The 17,913-nt window shown below is 40.2% G+C and carries 17 protein-coding genes; 14 read left to right on the top strand and 3 right to left on the bottom strand.

Going from position 1 to position 17,913, the window contains the following annotated elements; translation table 11 throughout:
- The 3 genes from GMD6S_RS06130 to GMD6S_RS06120 all read left to right on the top strand — a co-directional run.
- Positions 1 to 2,381 (top strand): LPXTG cell wall anchor domain-containing protein (locus tag GMD6S_RS06130; protein ID WP_000294764.1); only part of this gene is annotated, 2,381 nt, incomplete at its 5' end.
- Between the two features lie 407 nt (positions 2,382 to 2,788).
- A complete protein-coding gene (locus GMD6S_RS06125; RefSeq protein ID WP_001034439.1) occupies positions 2,789 to 3,688 on the top strand; it encodes a DUF6287 domain-containing protein in 900 nt (299 codons plus the stop codon).
- Positions 3,689 to 3,911: 223 nt separating this feature from the next.
- The gene (locus GMD6S_RS06120; RefSeq protein ID WP_008289485.1) at positions 3,912 to 4,229 is read left to right on the top strand and encodes a hypothetical protein; all 318 of its coding nucleotides are present in this window, start codon (positions 3,912 to 3,914) and stop codon (positions 4,227 to 4,229) included.
- A 31-nt stretch (positions 4,230 to 4,260) separates the two neighbouring features.
- Here GMD6S_RS06120 and GMD6S_RS06115 read toward each other — a convergent pair whose 3' ends face one another.
- The gene (locus GMD6S_RS06115; RefSeq protein ID WP_000734928.1) at positions 4,261 to 6,060 is read right to left on the bottom strand and encodes an N-acetylmuramoyl-L-alanine amidase; all 1,800 of its coding nucleotides are present in this window, start codon (positions 6,058 to 6,060) and stop codon (positions 4,261 to 4,263) included.
- A gap of 48 nt (positions 6,061 to 6,108) precedes the next feature.
- Positions 6,109 to 7,017, bottom strand: coding sequence for a LysR family transcriptional regulator (locus GMD6S_RS06110; RefSeq protein WP_001222590.1), 909 nt, complete (start codon positions 7,015 to 7,017; stop codon positions 6,109 to 6,111).
- A 101-nt stretch (positions 7,018 to 7,118) separates the two neighbouring features.
- Here GMD6S_RS06110 and GMD6S_RS06105 point away from each other — a divergent pair, with 101 nt between their 5' ends.
- The 3 genes from GMD6S_RS06105 (at position 7,119) to GMD6S_RS06095 (ending at position 8,049) form a co-directional block, all read left to right on the top strand.
- Positions 7,119 to 7,352 (top strand): YqgQ family protein, encoded by a 234-nt coding sequence (locus tag GMD6S_RS06105; protein ID WP_002874361.1) that lies wholly within the window; start codon positions 7,119 to 7,121, stop codon positions 7,350 to 7,352.
- The gene (locus GMD6S_RS06100; protein ID WP_000158115.1) at positions 7,349 to 7,729 is read left to right on the top strand and encodes a rhodanese-like domain-containing protein; all 381 of its coding nucleotides are present in this window, start codon (positions 7,349 to 7,351) and stop codon (positions 7,727 to 7,729) included. The genes GMD6S_RS06105 and GMD6S_RS06100 overlap by 4 nt, the downstream gene beginning before the upstream one ends.
- An 86-nt stretch (positions 7,730 to 7,815) precedes the next feature.
- The gene (locus GMD6S_RS06095) at positions 7,816 to 8,049 is read left to right on the top strand and encodes a hypothetical protein (protein WP_001088140.1); all 234 of its coding nucleotides are present in this window, start codon (positions 7,816 to 7,818) and stop codon (positions 8,047 to 8,049) included.
- 40 nt (positions 8,050 to 8,089) lie between these two features.
- On the opposite strand, the gene GMD6S_RS06090 is transcribed toward GMD6S_RS06095, so the two are convergent.
- On the bottom strand, positions 8,090 to 8,815 hold the full coding sequence (locus GMD6S_RS06090; RefSeq protein ID WP_001235076.1) for a 16S rRNA pseudouridine(516) synthase: 726 nt from the start codon (positions 8,813 to 8,815) through the stop codon (positions 8,090 to 8,092).
- A gap of 158 nt (positions 8,816 to 8,973) precedes the next feature.
- Here GMD6S_RS06090 and typA point away from each other — a divergent pair, with 158 nt between their 5' ends.
- From typA to lctO, 8 genes are all read left to right on the top strand, one after another.
- Positions 8,974 to 10,815 carry a translational GTPase TypA gene (gene typA, locus GMD6S_RS06085; protein ID WP_000164104.1) on the top strand — a complete coding sequence of 614 codons (1,842 nt, stop codon included), beginning with the start codon at positions 8,974 to 8,976 and terminating at the stop codon, positions 10,813 to 10,815.
- 19 nt (positions 10,816 to 10,834) lie between these two features.
- Entirely contained in the window at positions 10,835 to 11,089 is a 255-nt protein-coding gene (locus GMD6S_RS06080) for a DUF3165 family protein (protein WP_000262666.1), read from the top strand.
- A gap of 117 nt (positions 11,090 to 11,206) precedes the next feature.
- A complete protein-coding gene (murD, locus tag GMD6S_RS06075; protein ID WP_000863067.1) occupies positions 11,207 to 12,559 on the top strand; it encodes a UDP-N-acetylmuramoyl-L-alanine--D-glutamate ligase in 1,353 nt (450 codons plus the stop codon).
- Between the two features lies 1 nt (position 12,560).
- A complete protein-coding gene (locus tag GMD6S_RS06070) occupies positions 12,561 to 13,619 on the top strand; it encodes a UDP-N-acetylglucosamine--N-acetylmuramyl-(pentapeptide) pyrophosphoryl-undecaprenol N-acetylglucosamine transferase (RefSeq protein ID WP_000724802.1) in 1,059 nt (352 codons plus the stop codon).
- A 9-nt stretch (positions 13,620 to 13,628) separates the two neighbouring features.
- On the top strand, positions 13,629 to 14,792 hold the full coding sequence (locus GMD6S_RS06065) for a cell division protein FtsQ/DivIB (protein ID WP_000031117.1): 1,164 nt from the start codon (positions 13,629 to 13,631) through the stop codon (positions 14,790 to 14,792).
- 245 nt (positions 14,793 to 15,037) lie between these two features.
- Positions 15,038 to 15,733, top strand: a complete 696-nt coding sequence (gene pyrF, locus GMD6S_RS06060) for an orotidine-5'-phosphate decarboxylase (protein ID WP_000333213.1) — start codon at positions 15,038 to 15,040, stop codon at positions 15,731 to 15,733.
- Between the two features lie 39 nt (positions 15,734 to 15,772).
- Positions 15,773 to 16,405 (top strand): orotate phosphoribosyltransferase, encoded by a 633-nt coding sequence (gene pyrE / locus GMD6S_RS06055; RefSeq protein WP_000170884.1) that lies wholly within the window; start codon positions 15,773 to 15,775, stop codon positions 16,403 to 16,405.
- 241 nt (positions 16,406 to 16,646) lie between these two features.
- A complete protein-coding gene (lctO, locus tag GMD6S_RS06050; protein WP_000120735.1) occupies positions 16,647 to 17,783 on the top strand; it encodes an L-lactate oxidase in 1,137 nt (378 codons plus the stop codon).
- Positions 17,784 to 17,913: the final 130 nt, after the last annotated feature.

The raw sequence follows: 17,913 nt of genomic DNA, 5'->3' as shown, positions 1-17,913 counted from the left end.
AAAATAGAAAAGAGGATAGTCTTAAAAAAGATACAACTGAAGTAGAACATCATCAAGAAAATGAAGAGGCTACCGAAGAAAAATCTAGCTTGACTATTCATAAAACAATTTCAACAATTAGAGACTTTGAAAGCAAAGATTTAAAGAAACTCATTAAAAAGAAATTTAGAGAAGTTGATGACTTTACAAGTGAAACTGGTAAGAGAATAGAGGAATACGATTATAAATACGATGATAAGGGAAATATCATTGCTTATGACGATGGTAGTGCCTTAGAATATGAAACTGAAAAACTTGATGAAATCAAATCAAAAATTTATGGCATTCTAAACCCATCTAAAGATGGACACTTTGAAATTCTTGGAAAGATCAGTAATGTTTCTAAAAATGCCAAGGTATACTATGGAAATAACTATAAATCGATAGAAATCAAAACGACCAAGTATGATTCCCATTCAAAAACGATGACATTTGATTTATACGCTAATATTAATGATATTGTGGATGGATTAGCTTTTGCAGGAGATATGAGGTTTTTTGTCAAAGATGATGGTCAGATAAAAGCTGAAACTAAAATTAGAATGCCTGAAAAAAATAAGGAAACTAAAGCAGAATATCCGTATGCATCAAGTTATGGGAATGTAATAGAATTAGGAGAAGGAGATCTTTCAAAAAATAAACCAAATAATTTAACGGACATGGAATCTGGTAAAATCTATTCTGATTCAGAAAAACAACAATATCTATTAAAGGATAACATCATTCTGAGAAAAGGCTATGCACTAAAAGTGACTACCTATAATCCTGGAAAAACGGATATGTTAGAAGGGAATGGAGTCTATAACAAGGAAGATATAGCAAAAATCCAAAAGGCCAATCCTAATCTAAGAGTTTTATCAGAAACAACAATTTATGCTGATAGTAGAAATGTTGAAGATGGAAGAAGTACTCAATCAGTATTAATGTCGGCTTTGGACGGCTTTAACATTGTAAGGTATCAAGTGTTTACATTTAAAATGAATGATAAAGGGGAGGCAATCGATAACGATGGAAATCTTGTGACAGATCCTTCTAAACTTGTATTATTTGGTAAGGATGGTAAAGAGTACACAGGAGAGGATAAGTCCAATGTAGAAGCTATAAAAGAAGATGGCTCTACGTTATTTATTGATGCAAAACCAGTAAATCTTTCAATGGACAAGAACTACTTTAATCCATCTAAAACTAATAAAATTTATGTACGAAATCCAGAATTTTATTTAAGAGGTAAGATTTCTGATAAGGGTGGTTTTAACTGGGAGTTGAGAGTTAATGAATCGGTTGTAGATAATTATTTAATCTACGGAGATTTACACATTGATAACACTAGAGATTTTAACATTAAGCTTAATGTTAAAGACGGTGACATCATGGACTGGGGGATGAAAGACTATAAAGCAAACGGATTCCCAGATAAGGTAACAGATATGGATGGAAATGTTTATCTTCAAACTGGCTATAGCGATTTGAATGCGAAAGCGGTTGGAGTACATTATCAATTTTTATATGATAATGTCAAACCAGAAGTAAACATTGATCCTAAGGGAAATACTAGTATCGAATATGCTAACGGAAAATCTGTAGTCTTTAACATCAATGATAAAAGAAATAACGGATTCGATGGTGAGATTCAAGAACAACATATTTATGTAAATGGAAAAGAATATAAATCATTTGATGATATTAAACAACTAACAGATAAGACACTAAACATTAAGATTGTTGTAAAAGATTTTGCAAGAAATACAACCGTAAAAGAATTCATTTTAAATAAAGACACGGGAGAGGTAAGTGAATTAAAACCTCATAGGGTAACTGTGACCATTCAAAATGGAAAAGAAATGAGTTCAACGATAGTGTCGGAAGAAGATTTTATGTTACCTGTCTATAAGGGTGAATTAGAAAAAGGATACCAATTTGATGGTTGGGAAATTTCTGGTTTCGAAGGGAAAAAAGACGCCGGCTATGTTCTTAATCTATCAAAAGATACCTTTATAAAACCTGTATTCAAGAAAATAGAGGAGAAAAAGGAGGAGGAAAATAAACCTACTTTTGATGTATCCAAAAAGAAAGAAAAAACACAATCTGATTCAACTAATGATGTCAACAGCATTGTTTCTGATGAAAATGATAAAAACTTTGAAATTGACAAGAACGTTTATCTAAATGAACAAGGAAACGTAACTAATAAAAATACCAACATCAATAGTAAATCAACTATTAACAATCCTAATGAGTTGCCAAAAACCGGAACAGCAAGCGGAGCCCAGACACTATTAACTGCCGGAATCATGTTTATAGTAGGAGCTTTTCTTGGAATGAAGAGAAAAAATAAAGATTAAGACAAAAGCTATAGAAAAAATGGTTTATGTACTGAGATTAGATAGTGAGGTGATGACATAGTTTTGTGAAAGTATTGATTTATAAATATATTATTTAGATTTCTATGAAAATGGGAGATTTAAAAGAGATATATGTAAAAGCCTTGTCTCAGGACAGGCTTTTTCTAATGGAGATGGGTTCTGTTTAACGTCTGTGTCTCCTGCTTATAAATAAAAACTAAAATTTATATTTTTGTGGTATAATATATATTAACAAGTACTTGTTTTCGTTCCGTTTTAGAGGACTATAGGCTGTTAATCATTTTAGAATTTTTTGCATAGATTTTCTAAAAATTATAAAAATCCATGGATAATAACGGATGAAGTCTCGTAAGCTTGGCTGAATAGAAATCAAAAAGGAGAAAATTATGAATAAGAAAGAATGGGTAAAACAATTTGAGGAGGTCAATGGCCGCAAGCCGACTGCATCAGAATTAGCAGAGGCGCAGTCAACTAAAAAGTTTGCGAGAGGAACTAGAAACATTAAAATCTATATTGGGTTAGTCCTCGGTATTTTGGTTGCTATAATCCTAGTAAGTGTTTTCTCGCATTCTTTGATTGGAAAGAAAGAGTCAAATCAAGCATCGTCTGCTGTTTCAACTACAGAGTCAACAAGTCAATCGTCTACAAGCCAAGGAAAAACAGATGAGGCTGATAAGGATAAACAAGAGGAAATTCAGAAACTCAAGGATCAACTGACTGCTTTAGATACCAAAATTACTGAAGCAGAAGCACTTGTTAGCAAGTTAAAGAAAGAAACTACCGTTCCAAAACTAGATATTGAAGCAATCAAGAACAATGATTTGTCTAGTTTAGAAGGCACTTGGCGTAGTCAATCTGGTAATGAATACATTATTAAGAATTCTGGAGAAGTAGATGCGACTTGGTTTACAAATGATCAAAAGTACGAATCTGTAGTTGGATTAAAGGTATCAAAAGGTCAAGATAGTCGTAACCCTGAGACAGCTTCTATCAGTGCGTGGGTAAAAGATTCTGTTGCTGGAGGATTTGTAGTAGTTGCTGTTCCAAGTGGAGTTGTTATGCAACCTGCTGATGATGGAAAGATTACGGATAAAAGCAATCATGCTGAAGAAAGACTACTTTCGGGCCAAGATTATGGATCGATGTTAATGAAACCAGAAGATGTTTACTATCGTGTGAAACCAGATACCAGTAAACTTGAGGAAGCAGAAAAGAACTTAGCTCAACTACAAGCAGATCGAGAAGCAATCAAATCTTCTCTAGAGTCAAAGGAAAAGAAAAACTAGATGGTATTTGTTCAAAAATACTGTTACAATCGGCAAAATCAAGAAGTCCATTAGGGCTTTTTTTCTTTTATCACTACTATTCAACCACATAGACAGAGATATTGACCAGATAGGCAAAAGGTCTTGTTCTTGAAAAATTCCTCTGCTATAATGATTCATGTAAGGGCGTGAGAGGTCAGTATCAGACAACTCAAGAACCAAAAAAGAAAATGGAGACAAAAAAATGAAAAAATTATTAGGACTTGTATTTTTAGTAGCAGCAGCGCTAGTATTGTATTTTGGATCTGTTGGCTGGCCAAGTTTGGATGTCAATCTCTGGTCACTGATTCCAGTTGGCTTGTTCCTCTATTTCACTCTAGAAAATCTTTTGAAAAAAGACTATAAGGCTAGTCTGATGTGCTTGATTATTGCCTTTATCATTGCAAATGCTATTTTTGATCTCTTGCCAATTTCAAGTGGTTTGGTGATTGGTGCCGGTGTGTTAGCTTGTGTAGGAATTGGCTACCTCTTTCCTGATAAAGATAAAAAAGAAGACAAATAGAAAAGTCTCGAGAAACCTCGAGACTTTATTTTTATTTACCAGCGTAATATTTTTGAATCCCTTTTACGATGCCTGCGACCAGTTTATCTTGGTAGCGACTATCTCTGATTTGTTGGCTTTCAGTGAAATTATCCATATAACCAAGTTCAAGGAGGACGGCTGGTTTGGCTGTTTCGCGTAGTACGGCAAAACTTCTTTCTAACTGACCAGCATCCTTAGCCCCTGTTTCGGCTAAGAGAGAGGAGTGGATAGCAGCAGCGAGGCGCTTACTTTCACTAATGCGATCAGGATGGTTGTGCCAGTATTGATTAATCTTACTTGGATAATCAGGTTCATCGCTATAGGAGTAGGTTTGAATACCGCTCGCTTTTGAATATGCGTTTCCAGTTGCATTGAAGTGGATACTGATAAAAATGTCAGAGTTGGTTTTGTTGACCATACGGGAACGTTCTGTAATGAAATCTACATCAATATCACTATCACGTGAGGTGAGAACCTTGTAGCCTAGTTCTTCTAACTTGGTGCGAAGTTTACGGTAGATTTGCATATTGAGATCTTTTTCAGCTACATTGTAGTAAAAGGCGCCAGAATCTCGACCACCGTGTCCGGGATCGAGGAAGATGGTGTTACTGTATTGGCCTTTTACAAATCCACCCTCAGTTGAAACTTCAGAAATCCATTTCCCATCTTTTTGGAAGAGATGGTCTTTTCCAGAAATCTTGTGAATTCCTGTAACATAGCGACCATTTTCATCCAAATAGTAACGCCCTTTGTCTTGACTATCATCGATCCACTCGTTTTTGGCCATATAGCCACCAGACTTGAGATAATAAGCTCCAATCCACTCCTGATTTGCATAATGCCCATTCGCTTTTAGATAGAACCAGCTCTTATAAGTCTTGTCGAAGATCCATTCTTTTTCAGCCATGGCCCCACTGGTCTTGAGGTAGTAGCTTCCTTGCCATTTATCTGCTAGCATTCCCCCATCATGAGTAAAAGAGTACCAAGAGCCCTGGATTTTTTGCCACTTGTCTTGGACGTATCTGCCTGAATCGCTAGCATAGAACCAAGTATCCTTGATTTTGACCCAGTTGTTTTCTGCCATAGCTCCACTCTTCTTAAAGAGGTAGCCCTTGAAGGTTGTTTCGCTCAACATCCTTCCTTCTTTGTCAAAATAGTACCAAGTACCCTTGATTTTCTCCCATTTGTCTTGAGAGATTTTTCCTGACGGCAGAACGTAGTACCAAACGTGATTGACCTCTTGCCAACCTTGAGATACCATGGCTCCACTTTGACCTAAGAAATAGCCATCAATGCTTGTATTGCTGAGCATGATTCCAGTTTGGTCAAAATAGTACCAAGCACCATTGATTTTTTTCCAAGCATTTTGAGTTAATCGTCCAGAAGGAGCAGCGTAATACCATTGATTCTCCAATTTGGTCCAGCTATTTTCCACCATAGCACCCTCTTGGTCAAAGGCATAACCTTTATAGATAGTGGACTGGAGACGGTCACCATTTTGGTCGAAGTAGTACCATTTGCCTTGAATTTTTTTCCAGTTCACTGCAGGTTGGTCATCTTGGTAGAAGCGCCAGTGGTAGTTTTCTTGGTACCAGCCCTCTTTTTTGGGTTTGGCTTCTTGCGCATCTACTTTTGGAAGAACTTCGGGTTCTGTATTCTCCTTAACAATAGCATCTTTTTGATCATCTTTGGATTGCTTTTCTTTAACAGCAGAAGGAGTTTGTGATTGGTTTTCTTCTGCAGAGACGGGAGCTAATATAGATCCTGCTATTGACAGAATCAGAGCACTGGCAAGTAGTAACTTTTTCACTTTCTATTTCCTAACTTTTTCTCTTTCCCTTTTAATCTTTATTTTTTATCAATTATCGAATTGAACTTCTTCTAGTAGATACTCGATAAAGCGTTCGCCCATCTTAGACAGGCTGGTTTTTTCATGCTGGATATAGACTAGTTCAATCGGGTCGTCAATGTCCAGTGGAATGGAAACGATATTGTCTCCGTTAAGGTTGCTGTTCAAAATCCCTGTTGCAATCGTGTAACCATCCAAACCAATCAAGAGATTAAAGAGGGTGGCACGGTCGCTGACTACGATAGATTTTTTGTGGTATTCCTGAGAGAGAATCTCTTCAGAGAAGTAGAAGGAGTTGTGAGTCCCTTGGTCATAGCTGAGGTAAGGGAAGTTCTCCAAGTCTTCTAGTTTAACCTTATCTTTCTTTGCCAGAGGATTGGTCTTGCTGACGAAGATATGGGGCTGGGCTGTAAAAAGATGGTGGGCCAAGAGGTGGTTGTCATCCAGCATTTTCGTTAAAACATCACGGTTATAACTATTCAAAAAGAGGACACCGACCTCACTACGGAAGTTCTTGACATCGTCGATAATCTCCCAAGTCCGAGTTTCACGAAGGAAGAGCTCGTATTTTTCCATATCACTTTTCTTGAGTAGGGATACAAAGGCATTGACCACAAAGGCATAGTGTTGAGACGAAACGCTAAAGAGTTCGCGGTGGGCGACAGGATTTTTATAGCGTTCCTCCAGAAGCTGGGTTTGCTCAACGACCTGACGGGCATAGGAGAGAAACTCCATCCCATCACGGGTTAAGGTAATGCCCTTGGGATTGCGGATAAAGATTTCAATGCCCATTTCATTTTCCAAGTCTCGAACGGCATTGGAGAGACTAGGTTGGGTGATAAAGAGTTGCTTAGCTGCTTCATTCATAGAGCCAGTTTCGACGATTTTGATAATATAGTGTAATTGTTGAATTCTCATGCTTTTATTGTACCATACTTGCGGAAGAATGGGCAATGAAGACGAAGAAAATAGGGGGAAGAGCCGGTCCAGTATTGAAAAAAAGTCTAAAATCTGTTAGAATGAAAGCTATGAAAACATTCTATGATGTGCAGCAATTTCTCAAACAGTTTGGCATTATTGTCTATGTGGGGAAGCGCTTGTATGATATTGAACTGATGAAGCTCGAACTCTCTCGGATCTATGATGCAGGTCTGATGGACAAGCTAGACTATCTAGAGGCAGAAGCTGTTCTTCGTAGAGAGCACAAGATAGAATTAGACTACATAGAGAAAAATGGAGATAAGAACTTATGACAATTTGGATTTTGTGGGGAATCGTACTAGCGATGGCGGCATGGATGGGGTATAACTACCTTCGTATTCGTCGTGCGGCTAAGATTGTAGACAATGCAGAGTTTGAAGCCTTGATTCGGAAAGGGCAATTGATTGATGTCCGTGATGCAGCAGAATTTCACAGAAAACATATCCTCGGAGCTCGCAATATTCCTTCAAATCAGTTGAAGTCAAGCCTTGCAGCTCTTCGCAAGGATAAACCTGTCCTTCTCTACGAAAACCAACGCGGACAACGAGTGACCAATGCAGCCCTCTATCTGAAAAAGCAAGGTTTTTCTGAGATTTATATCCTTTCTTATGGATTGGATTCTTGGATTGGAAAGGTCAAGACGAGCTAACATTCTGTTAAAAACTGTTTAATGATAGATAAATCTTGCGTTTTATGGTATCATCATTTATATTAAATTTAAGGAGATTTTGTAATATGAATTCACAACAAAAGAAAAAACCTTCACTTATTTTAGGTATCTTATCTATCGTCCTTGGTTTGCTTTCTCCAATAGTGGGTCTGATTTTGGGGATCATAGGATTGGTCTTGGCTTTTTCATACCAAAAAGAATCTGGACTAAACTATCAAACAGAAAAAATTCTGAATATCATAGGACTTGTAGTTTCTGTTCTTAACTGGATTCTAGCCGTCGCAGTATTTTTTAGATAAGCAAAAAACAAAAAGCTTTAAACATAAAGCTTTTTTTGTTTTATCGCCCCATCTCTAAATAGTTTTTTATGATTTCCAATTCCTCTGGATTCAAGGGACGGTATTGCCCTTCTGCTAGTTCTGGGTCTAATGTAAAGTCACCGAATTGGACGCGTTTTAGGGCAGTCACCTTGACACCAACTGAGAGGAACATTTTTTTAACTTGATGAAATTTTCCTTCTGAGATGGTAATAGAGGCATGGCTCTCTGTTGGGCTTATGTCTAGAATTTCTAGCTGAGCAGGTTTACAAGTGGTCCCATCTAAAAAGACAATTCCATCCTTGAACTTTTGGATATGGTCTGACGTGAGCGGTCCGTTTACTACCACTTGATAGGATTTATCGACATGGTACTGGGGATGAAGGAGTTGGAAGCCAAGAGGTCCATTGTCTGTCAAAAGCAGCAGTCCCGTGGTATCGCGGTCTAGTCTGCCGATAGCATAGAGCTGGTCAGACTGGCTGTCAGGTGGAAGGAGGTCCATGACGGTTGGAAGTTTCTTATCCTTGCTAGCTGTAACGACTCCGTTTGGCTTATGCAGCAGGAGGTAGGTGTGCTCGTAGCCTTGGATTTGTCGTCCTTGAAAGACTAATTTCTGCAACCCAGTGTCGATATTTTGAGCCAGGGAGCTGGCTGGACAATCGTCCACTAGGATTTCTTTTTTTAATAGAGCCTGTTTCATAGCCTTGCGACTGACCTTTTCTTGGGCTAATAATCTATCTAAACGCATACCAGCTTATCTTATCATAAGTCTCTGACTTTGAAAAGAGTTGCCTTGACTAGAAAAGCAGAGTGAAAACATTTACACTTAGCTGAACTGTGATTTTTGAATGAGACTGTGGTATAATTGTTCAGTTAGAAATAAAAATTTAAATATTAGAGGAAATCATGACAAAATTAAGAGAAGATATCCGTAACATTGCGATTATCGCCCACGTTGACCACGGGAAAACAACCCTCGTTGACGAATTATTGAAACAATCAGAAACGCTTGATGCACGTACTGAATTGGCAGAGCGCGCTATGGACTCAAACGATATCGAAAAAGAGCGTGGAATTACCATCCTTGCTAAGAATACAGCCGTTGCTTACAATGGAACTCGTATCAACATCATGGACACACCAGGACACGCGGACTTCGGTGGAGAAGTTGAGCGAATCATGAAAATGGTTGACGGTGTCGTTTTGGTCGTAGATGCCTACGAAGGAACCATGCCACAGACTCGTTTCGTATTGAAAAAAGCCTTGGAACAAGACCTAGTTCCAATTGTGGTTGTTAATAAAATCGATAAGCCATCAGCTCGTCCAGCAGAAGTAGTGGACGAAGTCTTGGAACTTTTCATCGAGCTTGGTGCAGATGACGACCAGCTTGACTTCCCAGTGGTGTATGCTTCAGCTATCAACGGGACATCTTCATTGTCAGATGATCCAGCTGACCAAGAAGCTACGATGGCACCAATCTTTGACACGATTATCGACCATATCCCAGCTCCAGTAGATAACTCAGATGAGCCTTTGCAATTCCAAGTGTCACTTTTGGACTATAATGATTTCGTTGGACGTATCGGTATCGGTCGTGTTTTCCGTGGTAGTGTGAAAGTTGGGGACCAAGTTACCCTTTCTAAACTAGATGGTACAACGAAGAACTTCCGTGTAACAAAACTCTTCGGTTTCTTTGGTTTGGAACGTCGTGAAATCCAAGAAGCAAAAGCAGGTGATTTGATTGCCGTTTCAGGTATGGAAGATATCTTTGTTGGTGAGACGATTACACCGACAGATGCAGTTGAGCCTCTTCCAATCCTTCACATCGATGAGCCAACGCTTCAAATGACCTTCTTGGTCAACAACTCACCATTTGCTGGTAAAGAAGGTAAATGGGTGACTTCTCGTAAGGTGGAAGAACGCTTGCAAGCAGAATTGCAAACAGACGTTTCCCTACGAGTTGACCCAACGGACTCACCAGATAAATGGACTGTCTCAGGTCGTGGAGAATTGCACTTGTCAATCCTTATCGAAACTATGCGTCGTGAGGGTTATGAACTTCAAGTATCTCGTCCAGAAGTTATCGTAAAAGAAATCGACGGTGTTAAATGTGAGCCATTTGAACGTGTTCAAATCGATACTCCAGAAGAATACCAAGGTTCTGTTATCCAAAGCCTTTCTGAACGTAAGGGTGAAATGTTGGATATGATTTCAACTGGTAATGGTCAAACTCGTTTGGTCTTCCTTGTTCCAGCGCGTGGTTTGATCGGATACTCAACGGAGTTCTTGTCAATGACTCGTGGTTACGGTATCATGAACCATACCTTCGACCAATACTTACCATTGATTCCAGGAGAAATTGGTGGACGTCACCGTGGTGCCCTTGTTTCTATTGATGCTGGTAAGGCTACAACTTACTCAATCATGTCTATCGAAGAACGTGGAACCATCTTTGTCAACCCAGGTACTGAGGTTTACGAAGGAATGATCATTGGCGAAAACTCTCGTGAAAACGACTTGACAGTTAACATCACTAAGGCCAAACAAATGACCAACGTTCGTTCAGCTACTAAGGATCAAACAGCTGTTATCAAGACACCTCGTATCTTGACCCTTGAAGAGTCTCTTGAATTCTTGAATGACGATGAGTACATGGAAGTAACGCCTGAGTCTATCCGTTTGCGTAAACAAATCCTTAACAAGGCAGAGCGTGAGAAAGCCAACAAGAAGAAAAAATCAGCTGAATAAGAGCTAGAAAGAGATAAAGATGGTCTATTTAATCATAGGGATACTCTTATTACTACTCTATGTATTTGCGACACCCCAAAGTATCAAAGGAACAGTCAACATCGTTATCTTGGTCTTTGTAGTTGTTGCACTCTTGATTTTGCTGATGTTGTCCATCTTGCAAATCTTCCAATTACCGACAGAATTCTTTGTCACAATCGCCATGTTGGCCCTAGCTTACTTTAGCTTGAGAGACATTACGCTCATGTCTGTAAAAAAGAGCAGAAGAAGATAAATAGAAAGAGAGCTATGGCTCTCTTTTTCTATGCTAGAATGAAGGCTAGAGCATTTTCGTTTAGTATTATTTTCATAAAAATGGTAAAATAGTAGGAGTAGAAATGGAGTTTGAGACATGAAAGTAATCGATCAATTTAAAAATAAGAAAGTCCTTGTTTTAGGTTTAGCTAAGTCTGGTGAGTCTGCGGCCCGTTTGCTAGACAAGCTAGGTGCTATTGTGACAGTAAATGACGGCAAGCCTTTTGAGGAAAATCCTGCTGCGCAAAGTCTGTTAGAGGACGGGATCAAGGTTGTCACTGGTGGGCATCCTTTGGAATTATTGGATGAGGATTTCGCTCTGATGGTGAAAAATCCAGGGATTCCTTATAGCAATACCATGATTGAAAAAGCGCTGGCAAAGGGGATTCCAGTCTTGACTGAGGTAGAATTGGCTTATTTGATTTCAGATGCGCCAATTATCGGTATCACTGGTTCAAATGGGAAAACAACCACAACGACCATGATTGGGGAAGTTTTAACTGCTGCTGGTCAACGCGGTCTCTTGTCAGGGAACATCGGCTATCCTGCTAGTCAGGTTGCTCAAACTGCGACAGCCAAGGACACGCTCGTCATGGAGCTTTCTTCTTTCCAACTGATGGGTGTACAAGAATTCCATCCTGAGATTGCGGTTATCACCAACCTCATGCCCACTCATATAGACTATCATGGTTCTTTTGAGGAGTATGTGGCAGCCAAGTGGAATATCCAGAACAAGATGACAGCAGCTGATTTTCTTGTCTTGAACTTTAACCAAGACTTGGCAAAAGACTTGGCCACAAAAACAGAGGCTACTGTTGTACCATTTTCAACAAAGGAAAAGGTTGATGGGGCTTATCTAGAAAACGGTCTGCTCTACTTCCGTGGGGAAGTGGTCATGGCAGCGAGTGAAATCGGTGTTCCAGGTAGCCACAATGTGGAAAATGCCCTTGCGACCATTGCAGTAGCCAAGCTACGTGGTGTAGATAACCAAATCATCAAGGAAACTCTTTCAGCCTTTGGTGGTGTCAAACACCGTCTCCAGTTTGTGGATGAAATCAAGGGGGTCAAATTCTATAACGATAGCAAGTCAACCAATATCCTGGCTACTCAAAAAGCCTTATCAGGATTTGACAACAGCAAGGTTATCTTGATTGCAGGTGGTTTGGACCGTGGCAATGAGTTTGACGAATTGGTTCCAGATATTACTGGGCTCAAGAAGATGGTCATCCTCGGTCAGTCTGCAGAACGTGTCAAACGGGCAGCAGAGAAGGCTGGTGTGACTTATGTAGATGCGACAGATATTGCTGATGCGACCCGCAAGGCTTATGAGCTTGCGACTCAAGGAGATGTGGTTCTCCTCAGTCCTGCCAATGCTAGCTGGGATATGTATGCTAACTTTGAAGTACGTGGCGACCTCTTTATCGACACAGTAGCGGAGTTAAAGGAATAATATGAAAAAAATTGTCTTTACAGGTGGGGGGACGGTTGGACATGTCACCCTCAACCTTTTGTTAATGCCCAAGTTCATCGAAGACGGCTGGGAAGTTCACTATATTGGTGATAAACACGGAATCGAACACCAAGAAATCCTCAAGTCAGGCCTGAATGTGACCTTCCACTCTATTGCGACTGGGAAGTTGCGTCGCTATTTCTCTTGGCAAAATATGCTGGATGTCTTCAAAGTTGGTTGGGGAATTGTTCAATCGCTCTTTATCATGTTACGACTGCGTCCACAGGCTCTTTTTTCTAAGGGAGGATTTGTCTCTGTACCGCCGGTTATCGCAGCGCGAGTGTCAGGAGTGCCTGTCTTTATTCACGAATCGGACCTGTCTATGGGCTTGGCCAATAAAATCGCCTATAAATTTGCGACTAAGATGTATTCGACATTTGAGCAGGCTGCTGGTCTCGCAAAAGTCGAGCATGTGGGGGCAGTGACCAAGGTTTCAGATCAAAACACTCCTGAACCAGATGAATTGGTGGATATCCAAACCCACTTTGATCCTAAATTGCCAACGGTATTGTTTGTCGGTGGTTCTGCAGGAGCTCGTGTTTTTAACCAATTGGTGACTGATCATAAGCAAGAACTGACAGAGCGCTACAATATTATCAATCTCACTGGAGATTCAAACCTCAATGAGTTGAGTCAAAATCTCTTTCGTGTTGATTATGTGACGGATCTCTATCAACCCTTGATGGAGATGGCAGATGTGGTGGTGACGCGTGGCGGTGCCAATACGATTTTCGAGCTCTTGGCCATGGCGAAACTCCATCTCATCGTACCATTGGGTCGTGAAGCAAGTCGAGGAGACCAGATTGAAAATGCAGCTTATTTTGTTAAGAAAGGCTATGCAGAAGAACTTCAAGAAAGTGACTTGACCTTGGAAAGCTTGGAGGAGAAACTCAGTCACTTGCTTAGTCACAAGGACCAATACCAAGCTAGCATGAAAGCTTCGACTGAATTGAAATCTCTTGCAGATTTTTACGATCTACTAAGAAAAGACCTAGCATAAGGAATATCAATGTCAAAGGATAAGAAAAAAGAATCAAACCCCAAGCAAGAATTGTCTGAATGGCAGAAACGAAACCAGGAATACCTGAAGAAGAAGGCTGAGGAAGAAGCTGCCCTAGCTGAAGAGAAGGAAAAGGAAAAACAAGCTCGTAAGGAAGCCAACTCGAAACTACTGGAGGAATCCAAGAAATCATCGAGTGAGTCAGTTGAGGAAGCCTCAAGTCCAAGCAATGAACCATCCGAAAAAGAAGAAAAATCTCAAAAGGATGCCCCTAAAGTCAAAGAGGAAAAAGAGAAGAAGAAAAAAGAAAAACCCAAAAAACCAGAGAAACCAGCCAAGCCTAAAATTGCGCCTGTTCATATTTGGCGAGCTGTGAGTATCTTGGTACCCAGTGTCCTGGTCCTTCTTCTTTCAGTCTATCTATTGACTCCACTTTCGACCATCAAAAATATCGAGGTTAAGGGAAATAGTAACACGCAGGCAGATGACATCAAACAGGCTTCTGGGATTCAAGATAGCGACTATACTTTAGCTCTATTGTTGGATAAGGAAACATACGCTGAGCGAATCAAGTCCAATCATTGGATAGAATCAGCGAAGATTAACTATCAATTTCCGACTAACTTTACGATTGAGGTCAAGGAATTCGATATTGTCGGTTATTATGTGTCTGGTGAAGAACATTATCCTATTCTGTCTAGTGGTACAGTAGAGTCAACTCCTGTTGATCGCTTAAACTTGCCTGAGACTTATCTGACAGTTACCTTTAACGATGAGCAGCAGGTGAAAAAGCTGATAACAGGATTGTCTACCATCAGTGAGGATATCAAGAGTCAAATCCAGAAAATCGAATTAGCGCCGAGCAAGGCAACAGCAGATCTTTTAAAAATTACCATGCTGGATACAGATGAGATTTTGGTTCCCCTATCAGAATTGAGCAAGAAATTGCCTTATTACAGCAAAATCAAGCCACAATTGTCTGAACCGAGTGTAGTCGATATGGAAGCTGGAGTATACAGCTATACGATAGCGGATAAATTGATAGAAGAGGCTGAGGAAAAAGCCAAACAAGAGGCTAAGGAAGCTGAGAAGAAAAAACAGGAAGAAGAAAAGAAAAAACAAGAAGAACAAGGAAATCAAAGCCAAACGAGCCAGCAATCACAGAGTCGTTAGACTAACTTTTCCTCTTGGTTTTGAATGGTATAGAAGTCTAGTTTCGAGTTTTTGCTTGACAAGTCCTACTATAAATAATAGAATAGAAAAAAACCTTTAAAGCAGTCCAGAGAGGCAGCTAAGGTTAGACGGTGAAAGGGTGGAGACTACCCATTTTTCGTGGAACCTTGCTGTTGGCAGGTTCCTTTTTTCGTGGTTTATTTTTGACCATACTCTCTTGCTCGTAAAGGTAAAAGGAGAAAGGTATGTGTGAACATCGTCCAGTTATTGCTCTTGATTTTCCTATTTTTGAGGCGGTCAAGGAATTTTTATCTCTTTTCCCAGCAGAAGAAAGTCTTTATTTAAAAGTGGGAATGGAGCTTTATTATGCGGAAGGTCCAGAAGTTGTCCGTTATTTGAAGTCACTAGGGCATAGTGTCTTTTTGGACCTCAAGCTACATGATATTCCCAATACAGTCAAATCTGCTATGAAGGTCTTATCTCAGCTTGGTGTGGACATGACCAATGTTCATGCTGCTGGTGGTGTGGAGATGATGAAGGCTGCGCGTGAAGGTCTTGGAAAAGAAGCAAAATTGATTGCTGTCACTCAATTGACTTCAACTTCTGAAGAACAAATGAGAGACTTTCAAAATATCCAAACCAGTCTTCAAGAATCGGTCATTCACTATGCCAAGAAGACAGCTGAAGCGGGCTTGGATGGTGTCGTTTGCTCAGCTCAGGAAGTGCAACTCATCAAGCAGGCCACCAATTCAGATTTTATCTGTTTGACACCGGGAATCCGTCCAGCGGGAGCTGCGGTTGGAGACCAAAAACGTGTCATGACGCCAGCGGATGCTTATCAAATCGGTAGTGACTATATCGTAGTGGGACGTCCCATTACCCAAGCTGAGGATCCTGTTGCAGCTTATCATGCTATCAAGGATGAATGGAACCAAGACTAAAATTAAAGAAATAGATTATAAAAACAAAAGGAGAAGACTATGACACTTGCTAAAGATATCGCTAGCCACTTCTTGAAAATTCAAGCCGTTTACCTCAAACCAGAGGAGCCTTTCACTTGGGCATCTGGTATCAAATCGCCGATTTATACGGACAACCGTGTGACGCTTGCCTATCCAGAAACTCGTAGCTTGATTGAAAATGGTTTTGTGGAAGCTATTAAAGCAGAATTTCCAGAAGTAGAAGTGATTGCAGGAACAGCGACAGCAGGGATTCCACACGGAGCTATCATCGCTGACAAGATGAACTTGCCTTTTGCCTACATCCGTAGCAAACCAAAAGACCACGGAGCTGGTAACCAAATCGAAGGTCGTGTGGCTCAGGGGCAAAAGATGGTTGTTGTTGAAGACCTCATTTCAACTGGAGGGTCTGTTCTTGAAGCCGTAGCAGCTGCTAAACGCGAAGGAGCAGATGTGCTTGGAGTTGTAGCGATTTTCAGTTATCAATTGCCAAAAGCCGATAAGAATTTTGCGGATGCTGATGTGAAATTGGTGACACTTTCTAACTACAGCGAACTCATCCACCTAGCCCAAGAAGAAGGTTACATTACGCCAGAAGGACTCGACCTCCTAAAACGCTTTAAAGAAGACCAAGAAAATTGGCAAAATGCTTAAAACATAGAAAATCAGGTAGTCACAAGGTTACCTGATTTTTATATGTGGGCAATAAAACAAAGGTTCCTAAAGGTAAAGAAGAATATAGGATAATGGTAGAATGAGAGTCCTCTCTTTTTTGGGGCATATTCAGATAATCAGTTTGAAATTTCCAGACAAAATTTTTGAAAGGATTCTGAAAAAGAGGTAAGATAGTTAATGTAAGACAAAGTAAACGCTTACTTAATAAGGAGGACACTTTATGTCATATAAAACAAGCAATGCAGAAGGACCTGTAGATTTTATTAACACTTATGATTTGGAGCCAATGGCGCAACAAGTCATTCCTAAAGCTGCCTTTGGTTATATCGCTAGTGGAGCAGAGGATACTTTCACTTTACGCGAGAACATCCGTGCCTTTAACCACAAACTTATTGTTCCTCATACGCTTTGTGATGTTGAAAATCCAAGTACAGAGATTGAATTTGCAGGTGAAAAATTATCTTCACCAATTATTATGGCGCCTGTTGCGGCTCATAAATTGGCAAATGAACAGGGGGAAGTAGCTACTGCGCGTGGTGTGCATGAATTTGGTTCTCTCTATACAACTAGTTCCTACTCTACCGTTGACCTTCCAGAAATTACGGAAGCTCTTCAAGGGACACCTCATTGGTTCCAATTTTACTTTAGTAAGGATGACGGGATTAACTGCCATATCATGGACCGTGTGAAGGCTGAAGGCTACAAAGCAATTGTCTTGACGGCGGATGCAACTGTAGGGGGCAATCGTGAGGTCGACAAGCGCAATGGTTTTGTCTTCCCAGTTGGCATGCCAATTGTTGAGGAATACCTGCCAGAAGGTGCTGGAAAATCAATGGACTTTGTTTACAAGTCAGCTAAACAACGCTTGTCTCCACGCGATGTCGAATTTATCGCTACATACTCAGGTCTTCCTGTGTATGTCAAGGGGCCACAATGCCGTGAGGACGTTGAACGTTCTCTTGCCGCAGGTGCTTCTGGTATCTGGGTAACCAACCACGGTGGCCGCCAAATCGACGGTGGGCCAGCTGCCTTTGACTCACTTCAAGAAGTAGCAGAAGCAGTTGATAAACGTGTGCCAATTGTCTTTGACTCTGGTGTTCGTCGCGGTCAACACGTCTTTAAAGCCTTGGCTTCAGGAGCAGATTTGGTAGCTATTGGTCGCCCTGTGATCTATGGTTTGGCTCTCGGTGGTAGTGTTGGTGTGCGTCAAGTCTTTGAGCACTTGAATGCAGAATTGAAGACAGTCATGCAGTTATCTGGAACTCAGACTATTGAGGATGTCAAACACTTCAAACTCCGTCATAACCCATACAACCCAACCTTCCCAGTCGATCCTCGTGATTTGAAATTGTATTGATAAAGTTGAAGGCCTCCACCTGATGTGGAGGTTTTTCTTCGTGTATAGAAAGATTAAATCGTTATCAGAAACTATATAAATATATTTTCCAGTCAAATATCTTGCTAGGGCTTTCAAATTCTGTTATACT

The organism is Streptococcus sp. GMD6S (genome assembly GCF_000297015.1).
This window is presented reverse-complemented; position numbering and strand designations above follow the sequence as displayed.